General features: G+C 73.5%; 13 protein-coding genes. 8 read left to right on the top strand and 5 right to left on the bottom strand.

Annotation, left to right across the window (positions count from 1 at the left end):
- Positions 1-37 precede the first annotated feature (37 nt).
- The 5 genes from IO33_RS46100 to IO33_RS0129380 are packed head-to-tail and all read right to left on the bottom strand — an operon-like array spanning position 38 to position 6,060.
- Positions 38-571, bottom strand: a complete 534-nt coding sequence (locus IO33_RS46100) for a hypothetical protein (RefSeq protein WP_031170472.1) — start codon at positions 569-571, stop codon at positions 38-40.
- Complete coding sequence (locus IO33_RS0129395; protein ID WP_031170470.1) at positions 568-1,743, bottom strand: hypothetical protein; 1,176 nt, start codon at positions 1,741-1,743, stop codon at positions 568-570. Before IO33_RS0129395 ends, IO33_RS46100 begins: the two co-directional genes overlap by 4 nt.
- 60 nt (positions 1,744-1,803) lie before the next feature.
- Positions 1,804-4,035 carry a hypothetical protein gene (locus IO33_RS0129390; RefSeq protein WP_031170468.1) on the bottom strand — a complete coding sequence of 744 codons (2,232 nt, stop codon included), beginning with the start codon at positions 4,033-4,035 and terminating at the stop codon, positions 1,804-1,806.
- On the bottom strand, positions 4,032-5,108 hold the full coding sequence (locus IO33_RS0129385; protein WP_157857926.1) for a hypothetical protein: 1,077 nt from the start codon (positions 5,106-5,108) through the stop codon (positions 4,032-4,034). The genes IO33_RS0129390 and IO33_RS0129385 overlap by 4 nt, the downstream gene beginning before the upstream one ends.
- Before the next feature lie 13 nt (positions 5,109-5,121).
- A complete protein-coding gene (locus IO33_RS0129380) occupies positions 5,122-6,060 on the bottom strand; it encodes a protein kinase domain-containing protein (protein WP_031170464.1) in 939 nt (312 codons plus the stop codon).
- Between the two features lie 243 nt (positions 6,061-6,303).
- Here IO33_RS0129380 and IO33_RS46095 point away from each other — a divergent pair, with 243 nt between their 5' ends.
- Genes IO33_RS46095 through IO33_RS44595 form a run of 8 tightly spaced genes read left to right on the top strand, consistent with a single transcriptional unit; the run spans position 6,304 to position 15,357 of the window.
- The gene (locus tag IO33_RS46095; protein WP_157857925.1) at positions 6,304-7,155 is read left to right on the top strand and encodes a CHAT domain-containing protein; all 852 of its coding nucleotides are present in this window, start codon (positions 6,304-6,306) and stop codon (positions 7,153-7,155) included.
- The gene (locus IO33_RS0129370; RefSeq protein WP_157857924.1) at positions 7,152-7,790 is read left to right on the top strand and encodes a hypothetical protein; all 639 of its coding nucleotides are present in this window, start codon (positions 7,152-7,154) and stop codon (positions 7,788-7,790) included. Before IO33_RS46095 ends, IO33_RS0129370 begins: the two co-directional genes overlap by 4 nt.
- Position 7,791: 1 nt before the next feature.
- Positions 7,792-8,805, top strand: coding sequence for a HesA/MoeB/ThiF family protein (locus IO33_RS0129365; RefSeq protein WP_031170459.1), 1,014 nt, complete (start codon positions 7,792-7,794; stop codon positions 8,803-8,805).
- Positions 8,802-10,301, top strand: a complete 1,500-nt coding sequence (locus tag IO33_RS0129360; protein WP_031170457.1) for an effector-associated domain EAD1-containing protein — start codon at positions 8,802-8,804, stop codon at positions 10,299-10,301. The genes IO33_RS0129365 and IO33_RS0129360 overlap by 4 nt, the downstream gene beginning before the upstream one ends.
- Positions 10,294-11,385 carry a JAB N-terminal domain-containing protein gene (locus tag IO33_RS0129355; protein ID WP_031170455.1) on the top strand — a complete coding sequence of 364 codons (1,092 nt, stop codon included), beginning with the start codon at positions 10,294-10,296 and terminating at the stop codon, positions 11,383-11,385. The genes IO33_RS0129360 and IO33_RS0129355 overlap by 8 nt, the downstream gene beginning before the upstream one ends.
- Positions 11,333-12,205: a hypothetical protein gene (locus IO33_RS0129350; protein WP_157857923.1), complete on the top strand. Its 873-nt coding sequence runs from the start codon at positions 11,333-11,335 to the stop codon at positions 12,203-12,205. Before IO33_RS0129355 ends, IO33_RS0129350 begins: the two co-directional genes overlap by 53 nt.
- Complete coding sequence (locus IO33_RS0129345; protein WP_051927025.1) at positions 12,202-14,112, top strand: ATP-binding protein; 1,911 nt, start codon at positions 12,202-12,204, stop codon at positions 14,110-14,112. The genes IO33_RS0129350 and IO33_RS0129345 overlap by 4 nt, the downstream gene beginning before the upstream one ends.
- A gap of 39 nt (positions 14,113-14,151) precedes the next feature.
- A complete protein-coding gene (locus IO33_RS44595; protein ID WP_051927024.1) occupies positions 14,152-15,357 on the top strand; it encodes an AAA family ATPase in 1,206 nt (401 codons plus the stop codon).
- The last annotated feature ends 18 nt before the right edge of the window (positions 15,358-15,375 follow it).

Below are 15,375 nucleotides of genomic sequence, written 5' to 3'. Positions count from 1 at the left end.
CCCGCCGCGGTCCGGCCGCCACCGGGATCCCGGTCGGTCAGCTGTCGTCGGAGGAGTGACACCCTTTCGGGAACGAGGTGTCGCCGTCGGCCGTGGCGAGGAAGAAGACGTCGATCCTGACCTCGCCGGAGGGCCCGCCCTTCCAGTAGCCCCGCTTGGGCGCGTGCCTGAAGTGGGAGAACCCCCCGGTGATCATCGAGTTGACCTTGTCGGCGGCCTCCTGGCCCGGCCCCGGATCCGGCGCCGTACCGAAGGAGAGCACAAACCCCGCCGTACGGCTCGCCACCCCGGCCCCGCGCAGCTGCGTGCCGAACTGCTTCCGCACGGACCCGGCGCTGCCCGTCCGCACGGTGAAGCTGCACGGCTTGAGCACCAGCCCGCGCTCCGCCGGCTGGGTGCTCGGCGGCGGGCTGGACGGCGTGCCGGGCTTCGGTGTCGCGTGGGTGCGCTGCTCGCGCGGCAGCGAACCGAGCGCGATCACGAGCAGCAGCAGGAGCAGGTCGGCGAAGAGCCACCCGGCGAGCAGCACGGTGCGCCCGACGGCGGCCCGCTGGGGTGGCCGGCCGCTCATGGCCGCCCCCGGTACGGCGGCGGGTCGGCGTTGTCCAGGCCCCCGGGCGGAAGATGGCCGGCGCGGCTGTCGAGGCGGTCGACGAGCTGCCAGATGCTCCGGGTGGAGTCCACCAGGTTCTCCGCCCGCTCGGTGAAGACCAGCAGCGTCTCCCCGAGGCTGCGGGCCAGTTCCCGGACCGCGGCGACCGCCAGGTCGTGCCGGTGGATCTCCTGCCCGGTCGTCTCCTGGGCGCGCCGCAGATCGCCGACGAGCGTCTCGATGGCGGCGCGCAGCTTCGCCTCGTCCTCGGCGGTCTGCTCCCGGATCCGGATCAGGTCCTGGGCCAGCTGGCTGGGCGGGGTGAGTCCCCGGATCAGCCGGGTGAGTTCGTCGACCGTCTTCGTCCAGCCGTCCAGGGCGCTCTGGATCCTGCTGCCCGGCCCGGTCTCCAGGACCGCCGTGATCTCCTCGGAGGTCCTGCGCAGCGCCGATTCCAGCTGCTGCGTACCGGCGTTGAGCTGGGCGGCGAGCCGCTCCGCGCTGCGGCTGTCCAGCGGTTTGCCGGCCGGCCGCGCGGGCGTGGCGAGCAGGAACGTGGCCAGGGCCAGCTCGTTGGCGAGCTGCCCGCGCTCCTCCTCCCGCGACAGCCGCCGTTCCCGGCTGCGCTGCAGGGCGTGCAGCGCCAGGGTCAGCGCGACGACGACCAGGATGAGCAGGGTGACGTGCAGGGCGGACGTGCCGAGGGTCACGGTGGTCGGTCCGGGCGGGCTGCCCTGCGGGAAGCCGCGTGCCCAGCCGAGCAGGAAGGGGTCCGTGCTGCGGGTCGCGTCGTAGGCGTCCAGGGCCCCCCGCAGCCGCCACCAGGTCAGCGCGATGGGCGCGAACACCAGCACGTCGCGGACGACGCCGAGCCAGCCCTCCAGGCCGCCGCGGCCCTTCGCGGGTGCGTCCGGGAGCAGCACCTCGGGCGGGTAGGCGGCGACCAGATCGGTCCCGGCGAGGGTGGCACCGCCCCGTTCCAGGTCGGCGACGACATGGTCGAGCACCCGGGTGTCGGAGCCGTCGGCGCGGGCACGGTTCGCCAGGGCGCGGATCCGCCCGGCGATGCGGTCGAGGTCCGCATCGGGGCCCGTGCGTTGCGCGGGCACCGACCCGGGGTTCGGCGGTGTGGCCTGATCAGTGGATGTCATGCGGCGTCATTCGTCTCGTCCTGCGGTCGGTGGGGAGAGGGGGCGGCGGGTGTGCGGAGGTCAGGGCATCCAGGTCAGCAGGATGTAGCCGAGCATGCAGAGCAGGACGAAGAGCAGCGCCGACACGATGGTCACGGTCACGCCGTCGAGCTGACCGAGACCCGGGACCCTGCGCCGGGGGCCCTCGGACGGCACCTGCGGGCCGCCGGCGTGCGGGAAGGGCGCGTCGCCCGGCTCCTGGGGCGGGGCGAGGGGGTCCCAGCGGGCGGGGTCGGGGAGGACCTCGGGGGCATGGTGGTCCGCACCCGGGTGCGCGGCGGGCGCCTGGGGCCGGCCCGGGGCGGCCGGATGCGCCCACTCGGAGTGCGCCTGCGCGGGGGAGGAGGACGACGGATACGACCCCGCACCCGCGGCGGCCGGCGGCGAGGAGCCTTCGCCCGGGAGCGGCGGGCCCTGCCAGGGCCGTTCCGCCGCCCCCGGGACCGGCCCCGCGGCGCTGTGGCCGGGCGGTGCACCCGGCCCGGCCGTTCTGCCGCCGAGCACCGGCCCGCGCGGGCGGGATCCGTACCCGGACGCCGGGCCGGGACCGGCGTAGCCCTCGGCACGCAGGAACTGCTCCGACAGCTCGTACCGGATCCGCTGCTCGGCCCCGTCGTCCGCGGCGAGTTCCAGCGCGGCGGCGTACAGTCCCAGCGGCGCCCGCACCCCGGCGCGTTCCACCAGGGCCGCGGCGGCCGTGTGGTCCAGGCGCGGGCCGTGCGCGGCGAGGAGCAGCTGGCGGAAGCAGTCGGCCTCCGTGGCGCGGTCGCCGCCGGCGATTCGGTCCACCGGGTCGAGCAGCAGGCCGTGTTCGTACCACAGTCGTGCGGCGACCGGGCTCTGACCGGCGTCCGCGAGGTGGCGCAGCACCAGGTGCATGGCCTTTGGGTAGCGGTCGGAGTAGCGCACCACGAGGTCCAGCAGCTCGTGCGCCGGGCTGGCGGCGAAGAGGTCCGCGTGGTCGAGCGTGTCGGGGGACATGCGCAGTGCCAGGGCCACGATCAGCAGCCGCCGGTGTCCGGCCCGGCTCAGGTCCAGGCCCCGGGGCGGCACCTGCCGGCCGAACACCCTGGCCACCGCCGGGGGCGCCGGCTCCGCTTCCCGCGTCGCCTCCACCAGCTCGTCGGGCCCCTGGCCGGCGAGGCAGGCCTCCAGGGCCTCGCTCATCAGCAGGTCCCGTAGTTCGGGATGGCGGGTGGCCCGCTGTTCCAGGCGGCGCCAGCGGTGCAGCGCCGCGATGAGCCACTCCGCGGGCTGCTTCCTCAGTTCCCCGGTCATACGGGCCCGTTCGTGGACCAGGGCGGCGCGTGCCACGGTCCGTTCGAGCAGGGAGTCGTCGAGGAAGATGTCGAGCCGCACCCGCGGGTCGGCGATCCGGCCGTCCACGACCGGCACCGACCGCCGCCAGGCGTCCACGTCGTCCGCGGTGTGCAGGGGGTGCCGCGGCCGGATCCGCTCCAGCGCCGCGGGTCCGGCCTCCCGGTACAGCTCCACCAGCTGGGCGGCGAACCGGGCGCTGTCCGTGTCGGGCGGGGGCTCGGTGACGTCGACGCGCCGGCGCTGGTTGATGTACATCGACTGGGGCGGGCGGGCACCGAGGAACACCACCCGGGGCTGATGGCCGCCCTTGTCGGTGGACTCCCGGCTCGCGAAGGTCCAGGGCCGGCCGGCGACCGGCCCGGCGATGTCGAGCAGGGCCGTCATCGTGGGCAGGGCGAGCTGGGGCCGGGTGAGGACGCTGAACTCCTCGGCGGGCTCGGCGAGCACCCGGGCGACGAGTGCGTTCAGCTGCTCGGCCGGGACCTCGGTGACCCGGTCGCGCAGCGCGGCCAGCCCGGGCCGCGCCGCCTCCCTGAGGTCGTCGAGGTCGAGCGGGGCGAGGTCCGCCGCGGTGCCGTCCGGTTCGCGGTCCCGCCAGCCCGGCCAGTCGTGCAGTCCCAGGGCGAGCTGTGCGTCGATCGCGCGCGGGTCGCCCACCAGGACGTGGGTCAGGGTGGCGCCGCCGCGGCCGTGCGGGTTGCGCGAGGGCAGCTTGCGCAGGACGGCCGCCTCGTCGTCGAACACCAGGTGGACGAGGCTGGCGGAGTCCTCCGGCTGTTCGCCCTGGCCGTCCTGGGTGGCCCAGACGTACTGGAGCCGTTTCGCCCAGCGGTCGAGGGTGCGCAGCCCGGAGTGCGCGACCGGGCGCACCCCGGCGTTGCCTTCGTGGTCCCGTTCGGCCCAGCCGAAGAGGATCTGGTCGACCGTCGTCATCGGACAGCTCCCTGGCCGAGGTCGTGGATATCGAGGACCCCGCACATGGCGAAGAGGGCGAGCATGGGTTTGAGGGTCCGGCGCGGCGCGAAACTGCCGTGCGGGGAGCGCTGGACGCCGTCCGCCTCGACCGCCTTGTGGCCGGTCGCGGTGGCGAAGTGCAGCGTGGAGCGGGCGCAGCGCACGAAGGGGGCGAGCCAGCCGGCGGCCCCGCGCGAGCTGAGGAAGGCGTAGGCGTCCTCGCTCTCCTGCTCCAGGGTGGCGAGCTGCAGCTCCTCGTCGGCGGAGGCGTTCTGGAACCAGCGGTCCACGAGGGGTTCGTGGTGCCGCAGCAGATCGCACTTGCCGACCACGACGGCGGCCGGCAGCGGCAGGAACTGGGAGCCGTCCACCCCGTGCAGACGGCCGATCTTGTCCAGTACGACGCCGAAGGACGGGTCGCCGGTGACGCTGCCGGTGGCCGTGGTCAGGCCGCGGATGCGGGTCGGGTCGACCACGAAGACCAGGGCGCTGACCGCGCCGAGGAACGGCACCTCGGCGTCGTGGTCGGCGAGCCACTCGCCGGAGACGTCGAAGAAGGCGACCGCGAAGTTGCGCCCGGAGTTGCTGTTGTGGATCCACAGGGCGTCGGTGAACTCCGGTGGCTGGGCCGGGGTTCCGGCCAGGCCCTGTCCCTGGTCGAGGAAGGGCCGGACGACGTCCTTCAGATAGCGCTGGTGCAGTTTCAGGTCGAGCCCGCCGACGACCAGGCCGAGGCGGGCCATCCGGTCGACGTCGGAGAGCATGCCGAGCATGGCGGCGAGCAGGTGGCTCTTGCCGGCCGCGGACTCGCCGACCACGCCGATGACCAGGGGTTCGCCGAAGTCGCCGTAGCGGCCGGGCAGGACGTGCGGCTCACCGCCGCCGGCGCACAGCCGGTAGGCGTTGAGCCGGCGGTGGTTCCAGCGCACGTCGTCCTCGCCCTCGCCCCGGACGAGCTGTTCGGGCCGGCCGTCGGCGTTGAGGGTGACCGTGTCGGCCCTCGCCCAGTCGACCATGTCGAGGCAGATGGGGCACCTCACCTTTGCAGCCATGTCACTCCTCCCCTCAGGTCAGCGCCAGGACGGCGATCAGCACGCCGAGGAGCGCGGCGGCCAGGGCGACGGACAGGACGACGACCCGCCGGCGCCCGGCGGGCATGAGCGGGCGGTCGCGCGGGGGAACGGCGGGCGGCTGGGGGTACGCCGGTCTGTGCTGCTGCCGGCTGAAGGCGTGCTGCCGGGCGCGCAGTTCGTGGAAGTGCTGGCGGGCCTGCTGCTCGACCTCGGCGAGCCGGGGCGGGCGGGACGCGCCCGGTCCCGGGCCGGTGCTGCGGCCCGCGTCGGTGTCACGGCGCAGCCGGAGCGCGTAGCCGCTGACGCGCTGGCGCGCCTCGTCGGTGAACACCCCTTCCAGCAGCTTGCGCTGACTGGCGTCGAGCCAGCGCACCCGGTCGCGCATGTCCGCGGCCGTGGTGGCCTCCTCGCCGGTGGCGAGGTGGAAGATGACGGCGCCGGCGGAGTAGACGTCGTCCCGGCAGTCGGCCCGGCCCTGGCCCTTGGCCTGTTCCGGGGACCGCCAGGGGTCGGTCCCGGCCGCCGCGCCGCGCGGCTCGCCCTCGTCCAGGGTGAGACCGAAGTCGGCCAGCTGCACGGTGGTCCCGTCCCACCACAGGGTCTCGGGCCGGATGTCCCGGTGCACCAGACGCAGGTCGTTCAGCTGCCGCAGGACCGTGAGGATGCCGTCCACGACGGCCCACAGCTGGCCCGCCTCCAGAGGTAACCGGTCGCCCAGTGCGGACAGGGGGCCACCGCGCCGCGTGGCGACCAGGTAGGGCGCGCGGCCGTCCGGCCGGTAGCCGACGACGCGGCTGAGTTCGGGCGGGTAGCGGGTGATGCCGAGCCGGCGCACCAGCACATCGGCCGTTCTCACGGTCCGCTCCAGCTCCTGGCGCGCCGCGTCGGTGTGGGCGATGCGCTGTACGACCCGCTCCCCGCCGCCGTGCACCAGCAGTCCGTGGCGTTCCCGGAACCCGTTCCGGGAAGTTTCTCCCTGGCGATCAAAATCGATCTCGAAGATCGATTTTCCGGCATCGCGGCCACCACAGGTGATCATTTCCAGACGCTCGATCAAACCCGCCCCCGATAAGTGTGCTGCGGAATCCGAAACTACACCCGCGGAGCGTCACTGCGCGTACCCTTCTCACCAACGGCCCAATACGTGACGGTAGTTGGCTCGGGGGACGAACAGATGGCCAGTCCTGCATGGACACACCTGCGCGATGCCGGCGCATTCGAAACACTGGGCGAATTGTTTCCGGACGCCCTCAGTAGTCACGCCTTTCTCGAAGACCTCGGAATCAGCCCCGCGCTGCTGCCCTCGTTCGCCCAGACGCCCGCCGCCTCCTGGTGGCGCACCGTCTGCCGGACCGTCGACCAGGGCCGCTTCCAGGGCGTCACGCTCGGCCACCTCCTTTCCGCGGCCGCGGCCCTGTTCCCGGGGCACGAGCAGCTCGCGGCCCTGGCCGGCCGGAGCGCGCCGGGGGGCCTGCGGGTGCTCTGCCTGCTGTCCGCGCCGCTCGACGAGGCCCGGCTGCGCCTCGGCGCCGAGCAGCGCGTCATCCGGGAGGCGGCGGCCCGCTCCGCCGGCCGGCTGACCGTGGAGGCGCACCCGGCGGCCCGGGTGTCCGACATCCTGCCCCAGCTCCAGGCGGTCCGGCCGCACCTCGTGCACTTCGCCGGACACGGCACGGACGACGGGCGGCTGCTCTTCGAGGACGAGACGGGCACCTCCGCCCCCGTCCCGGTGCGGGCGCTCGCCGCGGCCCTCGCACTGCACGCGCCGCTCGACTGCGTCGTCCTCAACTCCTGCTGGTCCGCGGCGTACGCGGACGGCCTGCTCGACTGCGCCGCCACCGTCGTGGGCACCGGCGGCGAACTCCCCGACGAGGCCGCCCTCGCCTTCGCCAGGGGCTTCTACGAGTCCCTGGCCCACTCCGCCGCCGTCGACCGGGCCTGCGCGGCCGCTCGCGTGTCCCTCCTGCTCGGCGGCCACGACCCGGACGAGGTGCACCAGTGCTCGCGCAGGGACCGCGCCGCATGACGGCATCCGAGACGCCCGCCGCCACCTCCGCCCCGGCCGGCGTCGCCAGTGCCTTCGAGCGGGGACTGCAGCGCGGCGACAACCCGCAGGTGGCCGGCGCCGACGGCCCGGCCTCCACCACCCTGGACTCGCGCTGGCTCGGCACCTGGCGACGGCCCGGCTCCACGCGCCGCGCCCCCTGCCGGGTGTGCGGCCACACCTTCCGGCTGGACGACACCGTCTATCTGCGGCACGCCGAGGACGGCAGACTGACCGACGTCACCCACCACCTGCGCAACCTGCCGTGCAGCGGCGAGGCCCCGCCCGCCGGCCCGTCCGACCCCGGGGCGCAGGCCGCCTTCTTCCGCGGCGTCGACACCAGCGATCCCCGGCCGGACACCCTGCACACCGTCCGGCTGATGCCCGGCGACACGGTCCTCGGGCACCCACGGCAGCGCAACGCCTGCTTCGTGTGCACCCACACCTTCCGGCTCTTCGAGACGGTGGTCGTCTGCCCCTGCTCGCCCGGGGACCCCGGCTGCCGCAAGGCCGTCCACCAGGACCCGGCACGCGGCCTCGGCTGCTTCGAGCAGTGGCGCAGCGAACTGACCGTCCAGCAGTGCCCGATGAACTTCCGCACCCTGAGGCGGAACTGACATGGGACGCTTCGACCGGCACGCCCTCATCAACGGCTGGGACCAGCAGCGGCTGGCCGAGGCGACCGTCGTGGTGTGCGGGGTGGGCGCCCTGGGCAGCCAGTGCGCGCAGGCGCTCGCCCTGGCCGGCGTCGGCCGCCTGGTGCTGTGCGACCCCGACGACGTCTCCGAGTCCAACCTCAGCCGCGCCCCGCTGTTCCGCGCCGACGACATCGGCAGGCCCAAGGCGCCCACCGCGGCCCGCGGGCTGGCCGCCCTGTCCCCGGTGACCCGGGTCGAGGCCCGCACCGCGCCCCTGGTCAGCGGGGTGGGCCTGGCGGAACTGCGGGACGCCTCGCTGGTCGTCAGCTGCCTGGACAGTCTGGCGGCCCGCCTCCAGCTCGCCGGCCGCTGCCAACTGGCCGGTGCGGCCCTGCTGGACGGCGGCACCAGCGCCTGGGGCGGCGAGGTACGGCTGTACGAGCCGGCCGGGCCCTGCTTCGGCTGCGGCCTCACCCCCCGGGACCGCGCCACCCAGGACGACCCGTGGGCCTGCGCCGACGCCGTCGTACCCGAGGCCGGCGCCTCCGCGCCCGTGTCCGCGCTGATCGGCTCCTGGCTGGCGGTGACCGCGGTACGGCTGCTGTGCGGCGCCGCCACCGGCCCGGGCGTGATCCGGGTGGACGCCGCCGGCGGTACGGCGACCCCGGTCACCGTGCCCCGTGACCCCGACTGCCCCCTGCACAGCCGCATCCCCGCCGACCTGGTGGCCCCCGTCCCGGACACGGTGCTGTCCACCCCGGCCGACCTGACCGACCATCTGGCCCCCGAGGAGACCGTGATGACCTGGGCGCCGCTGCCCGGCTCCCCGCCCACGCGCGAGTCCACCCGGCTCGCCGACGCGCCCCCGCGGGCCCGGCTCGCCGACCTCGGCGTGGCGCCGCGCGAGATCCTGCCGGTCCTGCGGGCCGGCCGCCCCCGCGGAATCCGCTACCTGGAACTGGCCGAGGCCGACGGGAAGGGAACACCCCGATGACCTACGAAGCGGGCAAGCTGCCCCCCGAGATCAAACGCGAGCTCGTCGACCTGCTGGCCGAGCTCTACCGCACCCAGAACCAGGCCGAGGAAGTCCTGGAGGACATGGACTTCCCGCCGCAGGCCCGGCCGCGCTGGGACGCGGGCCAGGAGGTCGTCGCCTACTGGCGGCAGGTGGTGCGCGCGCTGGAGCTGGGCGCCGTGCAGCGGGACGGCGTCCACCAGCTGCTGGTCACGGTGCTGCGCCGCTGGCCGGGCAACCAGGTCCTGCAGAAGATCCGCGCCTTCCTCGACGAGGAGGAGCGGGAGCAGGGGGGCACCGCAGGCAACGCCGAGACGCTGTACCGCACGGTGGAGTTCGTGGGCAGCGAGGCCTACCCCGAACTGCTCCGGCTGGTGCGCGAACTAATCGACGCCGACGCCGTCCAGCTGTACGCCGGCCACCGGCAGGCCGCCTTCCGGATCGCCGCGATGCTCCCGGACCGGCTGGACCAGCTGCGCGAGCGGGCCGCGCGGATCGCACCCGACGTGGAAGTGCTCTACGGCGAGTACGACTTCCGGCCCACCCTCTACACCCGCCTGGAGGTCATGGGCCCCGACGGCCAGCAGTTCGAGATCCCGTACGTGCCCAACACGACCCTGCCGAGCGAACTCGTCCCGGCCGTCTGGGCGCAGTACCGTCCGGAGGTCGCCCAGGACGCCAACGGGCATCTGCTGCGCGCCGTCGTCGACTTCCGCGACGAGAGCGGCGAGGCCCGCCGCCTCGACCCGGAGCAGCCGCTCTACAACCAGGGCGTGCGCGACGGCGGCCAGTTGCAGATGTCCGCCGAGTCGACCGCCGGCGTCGACAGCTGGCTGCGCTTCGAGGCACTGGCCCGGGCCCGCGACGACATCGTCGACTTCGCCGCCGAGCACGACGAGTTCACGCTGGTCGCCATGGACGACGACAAGCTCCCCGTGGAGTACCGGGTGGAGCTGCACGTCCCCGGCTTCGCACCACCCGAGGACCTGGAGTCCTGGCCGCTCGACCCCCGCCGCATCGACCAGCACGAGCTGACCGTCTGGATGCCCTCGGAGTTCCCCATCCAGGCCCCGCGCGTGCGCTGGCGGTCGGACGTGTTCCACCCGAACATCGCCCGCGACGAGGACCGCAAGGGCGCGGTGTGCCTCGGCCCGCTGATGACGGACTACACACCGAACCTGAGCATGTACTCGCTGTGCCAGATGCTCATCGACATGGCCCGCTACCGCAACTACGAGATCCTGCCCCACGACTACCGGATGGCCATGGACTTCGACAGCCTCGTGCAGGACATCATCGAACGCGGCGGATACCTCGACGGAGACGCCGCCGCCTGGGCGTTCTCCTGGGAGGGCCAGGAGCGCATCAAGGAGATCGGCGGCACCACCTGGCTGGCCCGGGCGGGCCTGACCGAGCGCGCCGACCGCTCCCGGTTCCTGGAGGTCCAGCGCGTGGAGGCGAGCGCGGATGAGTGAGGAGAACCGCGCCGGCACGGCCATGGTGCTGCTCTACAAGGGCACGGCCTTCGACCTGATCGGCAAGATGACCCTGTCCTCGCTGATGGTCGAAGGGCTGCGCCGGGACCTGCCCGACGGCGAACCGGACGAGCCGCTGATCATGCATCTGCGGTATGTGCGCAGGCCGGATCCCCGGCTGGTGGACGGCCCGCGCACGATCCACAACCTCCGCAGCCAGATCGGCCGCCTGGGGGTGATCGTCTCCCAGGGCGGAGAGACCGTCATCGACCGCGAGTACCCGGTGCGCGAACTGCTCGGCCCGGTCCTGCAGCACGTGGTGCAGCAGCTCGACCCCGACGAACAGGTCTGGGGCTTCTGCATCGACCACCCTTCCCTGAGCGGTCTGGCACTCGGCCGCTCGACCCCCGAGGTCGAGGGCACCATGGACCTCAACCTCCGGGAGAGCAGGCGCAGTTTCACCGTGCGCAAGGTGGCCGAGCCGCCGGTACCCGGTATCGACCCGGCCGAGCTGGGCATCGACGCCGCCGATCTCGGTCAGGTGACGGTCCTGCTGTCCGAGGACATCCACGGCCATCTGCAGGAGATGAAGCTGTCCCGCCGGCTGGAGGAGGGCGGCTTCCTGCTCGGCAAGGTGCTGCGCGTCCTCGGCGCGGAGCTACCGCAACGGGCCGGCGACGACGGCGAGGCGTCGGCCGACCGCTATCTCGTGGAGATCAACGAGGTCACCCCGGCCGAGCACTCGGGCGCCGGAGCGCTGCACTTCACCTTCACCGGGGACTCCTTCCGCGACGTGAACCAGCGCATCACCGCCTCCGGCCAGGACCGGCAGCTGATGGGCTGGTACCACACGCATCTGTTCTCGGGGAACGACTCGGGTCTGTCGAGCATCGACGTCGATCTGCACCTGGGCACGTTCCGCCAGCCCTGGCAGGTGGCCGGACTGATCAATCTCAGCGGCGACGACCGGCTGCTGCGTTTCTACGCACGCTCCGGCGACTCGGTGCGCGAATGCGAACAGTGGGTGAAAGATGACCGCGGTCGATACCGCCTTGCGCGTGCTGTCGTGGGCGACGGCCGCTGACGGCGGCCCGGCCGCCCGTCCGGCGCCCCCCGAGGGAGAACTGACCCTTCCTCAGGAGCTGGCCGCGCCCCCGCCCGACGTCACCGCGGCGGTGGTCCGGCTGGCGGCGCAGTCGGCGGCCCGGCTGCGGCTGGACGCCCTGGCCTCCCGCGAGCGGCGGCCGGTCGGGGCCGGGGCCCTGCTGCTGGCCGCCGCGGTCGGCGCGCGGTCCCAGGCCCAGCTCGCGGCCGAGGCCGTCCGCGCCGTGCCGCCCGCCCGCTCGCTGTGGGACGTGCTCGCCCACCACACGGTGGTCGCGCCCGCACTCCCGCACATCGCCGACCCGGCGCTGGCCGGCCGGCTGCGGGCCGCCTCACCGCTCACCGCCCTGCTCGACCGCCCCGACCCGGTCGGCGAGAGCAACGCCGAGCTCCTGCTGGAGGACGTGCTGCTGACCCACCCTCAGGGCCGCCGTCTGATCACCGCCGTCTACTGCGAGGCCCCCGCTTCCCCGGCCCAGGCCCTGTGGCGGGGCCGGCTGCTCGACCAGCTCCGGATGAGCGAGCGCGAGCTGGTGATCGACGTGTACGAGGCGGCCCTGCTGCGGCACACGGAGGCCCACCTCTCGCTCGTCCGCCGGGCCCGCGCCGGCCTGACCGTGCCGCCCGACCTGGCCGCCGCCCGCCCGGTCGCCTACTGGTGGGCCGCGCTCGCCCGGCTGGAGCGCTCGCACCGGCGGCTGCTGCGGGCCCGCTCCGGCATCGGCACCGCGTACCTGGCGGGCGTACGCCTGTACCGGCAGGTGGAACGGCTCGAAGCGAGTGGGGGGAGTACCGCATGACCACGTCCGTACGCCGTATGTCCGTCGTCGCCCCGGACGAGGCGTCCCTGGCGGCGCTGCGCCGGCAGCCGCCCCACATCACCGTCGAACAGGCCCTGGCCTCCGGGCCGTACATGCTGCTCCTCCCGCTCCCGCCGGGCTGGGACGTGCTGAGCTGGGAGACCGTCTCACCGGAACTGCTGCTCCAGTCGGAGCTGCCGCACGGTACGCCGCTGTACGCGCCGGCGTACTCGCCGACCGTGCCGGCGCCCGACCTCACCAAGCGGCCCGGCCCGGACGGCACCGCCGAGGCGTCCCGCGAACAGCCCGCACCCGAGGAGCCGGTGTACCGGCACCCGCAGCCCCGGGAACTCCACGAGGACCAGTCCACGGTCCTCGCCTACGGCCGGGACATCGCCCAGGTCGCCTCGCTGCTGCGGGCCCGGCTGTCGGTGCTGGTCGTCGCGGAGAAACCGGTGGTGCCGCACCTGTGGCGGGAGATGGCCTCCCGGGCCGGACTGCGGGCCGAGGTGCTGGAGGAGCCCCCCGAGGGCGAGGACGGCGACCCGCAGGAGCAGCCGCCGCCCGGCGAACAGCTCATCCCGGTGCAGCAGAACCCGCGCCAGCGCCTGCTGGCCCGGCTGCGCGAGCTGGTGCGCGCACTCAACGACGACACCGTGCTCGTCGTCCAGCACCTCGATCTGCTCGCCGGCGGCTCCGACGGCCAGCTCTCGCCGGAGGCGCGGGAGGTGACCGAGCTGCTGCACGGGGCGCCCGAGCGGGTGATGCTCGCCTTCGCCGCGCCCTCGCTGTCGGTGCCCGAGGTGCTGGCCGAGCGGTTCAGCACCCGTGTCACCATCACGGGCGTCCCGCGTACCGTCTGGTTCCGCGACGACCAGGAGGAACAGCCGCTGGGCCGGGCCCTGGTGACGGTCGACGAGGCCGAGCGGTTCGAGCGGTACGACCCCATCGAGTTCTACAAGCACGTCGCCGGTATGAACCCCGTCCTGCTGCGCCAGGCCATGCGCTACGCGGTGAGCGTCCACAAGGACCACCCGGCGCCGGTCGCCCGCGACCTGTACGCCACGATCCGGGCGTTCAAGGCCCAGATGTCCAGCAACTTCGAGGTCCCCGACGTCGGCTTCGACGACATCGCCGGCTACGACGAGGTCAAGGCCCAGATCCAGCGGGCCATCGACATCGTGATGGGCCACCACCGGCTGCCCCCTGAACACGACCACCTGCGCACCAAGCTGATCCCGCGCGGCTTCATCTTCCACGGCCCGCCGGGCACCGGTAAGACCCTGTTCGCCAAGGCCATCGCCAACCGGATGAACGCCACCATCCTCGTCGTGTCCGGCCCGGAGGTCATGGGCACCTACGTCGGCGAGAGCGAGCGCAACGTCCGGGAGATCTTCTCCGAGGCGCGCCGCAACGCCCCCTCGGTGGTGGTCTTCGACGAGTTCGACTCCATCGCCTCGCGCCGCTCGGAGCACTCCGACGGCGGCACCCGCGCGGGCAACGCCGTGGTCGCCCAGATCCTCACCGAGATGGACGGCTTCCGGCCGGAGGTACCGACGCTGGTGATCGGCACCACCAACCGGCTCAACCTGATCGACGAGGCCCTGCTGCGGCCCAGCCGATTCGAGAGCATCGCCATCGACCTGCCCAACGACGAGGCCCGGCTGAAGATGATCAACCTGCACGCGGCGAAGTTCGGCATCGACGTCGGCGGCGGCGTGGACGAGCTGATCGCGTCGGCCCTGCGCGGACGCAACGGCGACGACATCCACTCGGTCTTCCGCGACGCCTTCGTCGCCGCCCACTTCCAGGATCCGCCGGTACCGCCGACACCCGAACAACTGGGCCAGATCGTCGGCCAGTTGCAGCGCAAGCGCCGCGAACAGCGCCGCTCGGGCAGGCGCTGACGCCGTGACGGTCACGAGGGACACGCGGAAGGAGGCACGGTGAGCTGGGGCCAGGACACCGTCGACACCATCAGGGACCTGGAGTACGTACGGCGACGGCTCGACGGCGAGTTCGTCGGCCGCGACCGCGCCGTGCGGCTGTTGCAGCTCGCCGTGGTCTGCCGGGAACACGCGCTGCTGCTGGGGCCCACCGGAACCGCCAAGAGCGAGCTGATCTCGGCCCTCGCCCGGCACATCGAGGCCCACCACTTCAGCTATCTGCTCACCCGGTTCACCGAACCGTCGGAGATCTTCGGCGCGCTGGACTTCGAGCAGTTCCGGCAGGGCACCTACCAGGTGCGCACCGAGGGCATGCTGCCGACCGCCGAACTCGTCTTCCTGGACGAGGTGTTCCAGGGCAGCAGCGCCATCCTCAACACCCTGCTCACCCTGCTCAACGAACGCCGTTACCACAACGGCGCCCGAGCCGAGAACGCCCCGCTGATCAGCCTGCTGGGCGCCACCAACGAGATACCCGACGACCCCGGCCTGACCGCCTTCTCGGACCGCTTCCTGATCCGGCTGGAGGTGGAGCCGGTGGGCGGCACCGATCTCGAACGGCTCCTCCAGGTGGGCTGGGAGCACGAGGCCCGCCGGTTCACCGCCGCCGTCCAGGCGGCCGAACGGGCGCGGGGCACGGGCACCGCGGCCCCGTCCGCCGGTCACCGCACCTCCGGCGCGGTGACCGTCGACCGGCTGGGCCGGCTCACCCTGCGGCTGAGGGACGTCGACCTGGACCCCGTACTCGGCGAACACCGCGAGCTGGTAAGGCAGTTGCTGATCCAGGGGGTCCGGCTCTCGGACCGCCGGCTGGTGCGCAGTCTGAAGCTGGTCGCCGGGGCCGCGCTGCTGCGCGAGTCGCGCACCGCCGAGCCCGTCGACCTGTGGCCGCTGGCCCACATCTGGACCGACCCGGCCGACCGCACCACGGTGGAGGAGGCCGTCCAGGCCGTGGTGGAGAAGCACGGCGGGGAGCCGGCCCGACGGCGCCGCCCCGACCACGAGATCCTGCTCGACGCCCGGGAGGTCGGCGCGCCGCTGACCGCCGACCGGCGGCCCAGCGAATGGAGCGTCGTCGAAGGACTCCACAAACTCGCCGACCTGTCACGGGAGTTGAGGGAGCATCCCCCCGTGAACACCCAGACCGAGGCAGAGCTGTCTCGTATCATTGCCGAAGTGAACGCCTTGCTCGACCAGTTCGAGTGAGGGCGGGAACACACGAGG

This window comes from Streptomyces durhamensis (genome assembly GCF_000725475.1).
Lineage (GTDB): Bacteria > Actinomycetota > Actinomycetes > Streptomycetales > Streptomycetaceae > Streptomyces > Streptomyces filipinensis.
This window is presented reverse-complemented; position numbering and strand designations above follow the sequence as displayed.

Coding starts and splice junctions, on each gene's coding strand:
- IO33_RS46100 (WP_031170472.1), bottom strand. CDS start 571: ATGAGCGGCCGGCCACCCCAGCGGGCCGCCGTCGGGCGCACCGTGCTG.
- IO33_RS0129395 (WP_031170470.1), bottom strand. CDS start 1,743: ATGACATCCACTGATCAGGCCACACCGCCGAACCCCGGGTCGGTGCCC.
- IO33_RS0129390 (WP_031170468.1), bottom strand. CDS start 4,035: ATGACGACGGTCGACCAGATCCTCTTCGGCTGGGCCGAACGGGACCAC.
- IO33_RS0129385 (WP_157857926.1), bottom strand. CDS start 5,108: ATGGCTGCAAAGGTGAGGTGCCCCATCTGCCTCGACATGGTCGACTGG.
- IO33_RS46095 (WP_157857925.1), top strand. CDS start 6,304: ATGGCCAGTCCTGCATGGACACACCTGCGCGATGCCGGCGCATTCGAA.
- IO33_RS0129370 (WP_157857924.1), top strand. CDS start 7,152: ATGACGGCATCCGAGACGCCCGCCGCCACCTCCGCCCCGGCCGGCGTC.
- IO33_RS0129365 (WP_031170459.1), top strand. CDS start 7,792: ATGGGACGCTTCGACCGGCACGCCCTCATCAACGGCTGGGACCAGCAG.
- IO33_RS0129360 (WP_031170457.1), top strand. CDS start 8,802: ATGACCTACGAAGCGGGCAAGCTGCCCCCCGAGATCAAACGCGAGCTC.
- IO33_RS0129355 (WP_031170455.1), top strand. CDS start 10,294: ATGAGTGAGGAGAACCGCGCCGGCACGGCCATGGTGCTGCTCTACAAG.
- IO33_RS0129350 (WP_157857923.1), top strand. CDS start 11,333: ATGACCGCGGTCGATACCGCCTTGCGCGTGCTGTCGTGGGCGACGGCC.
- IO33_RS0129345 (WP_051927025.1), top strand. CDS start 12,202: ATGACCACGTCCGTACGCCGTATGTCCGTCGTCGCCCCGGACGAGGCG.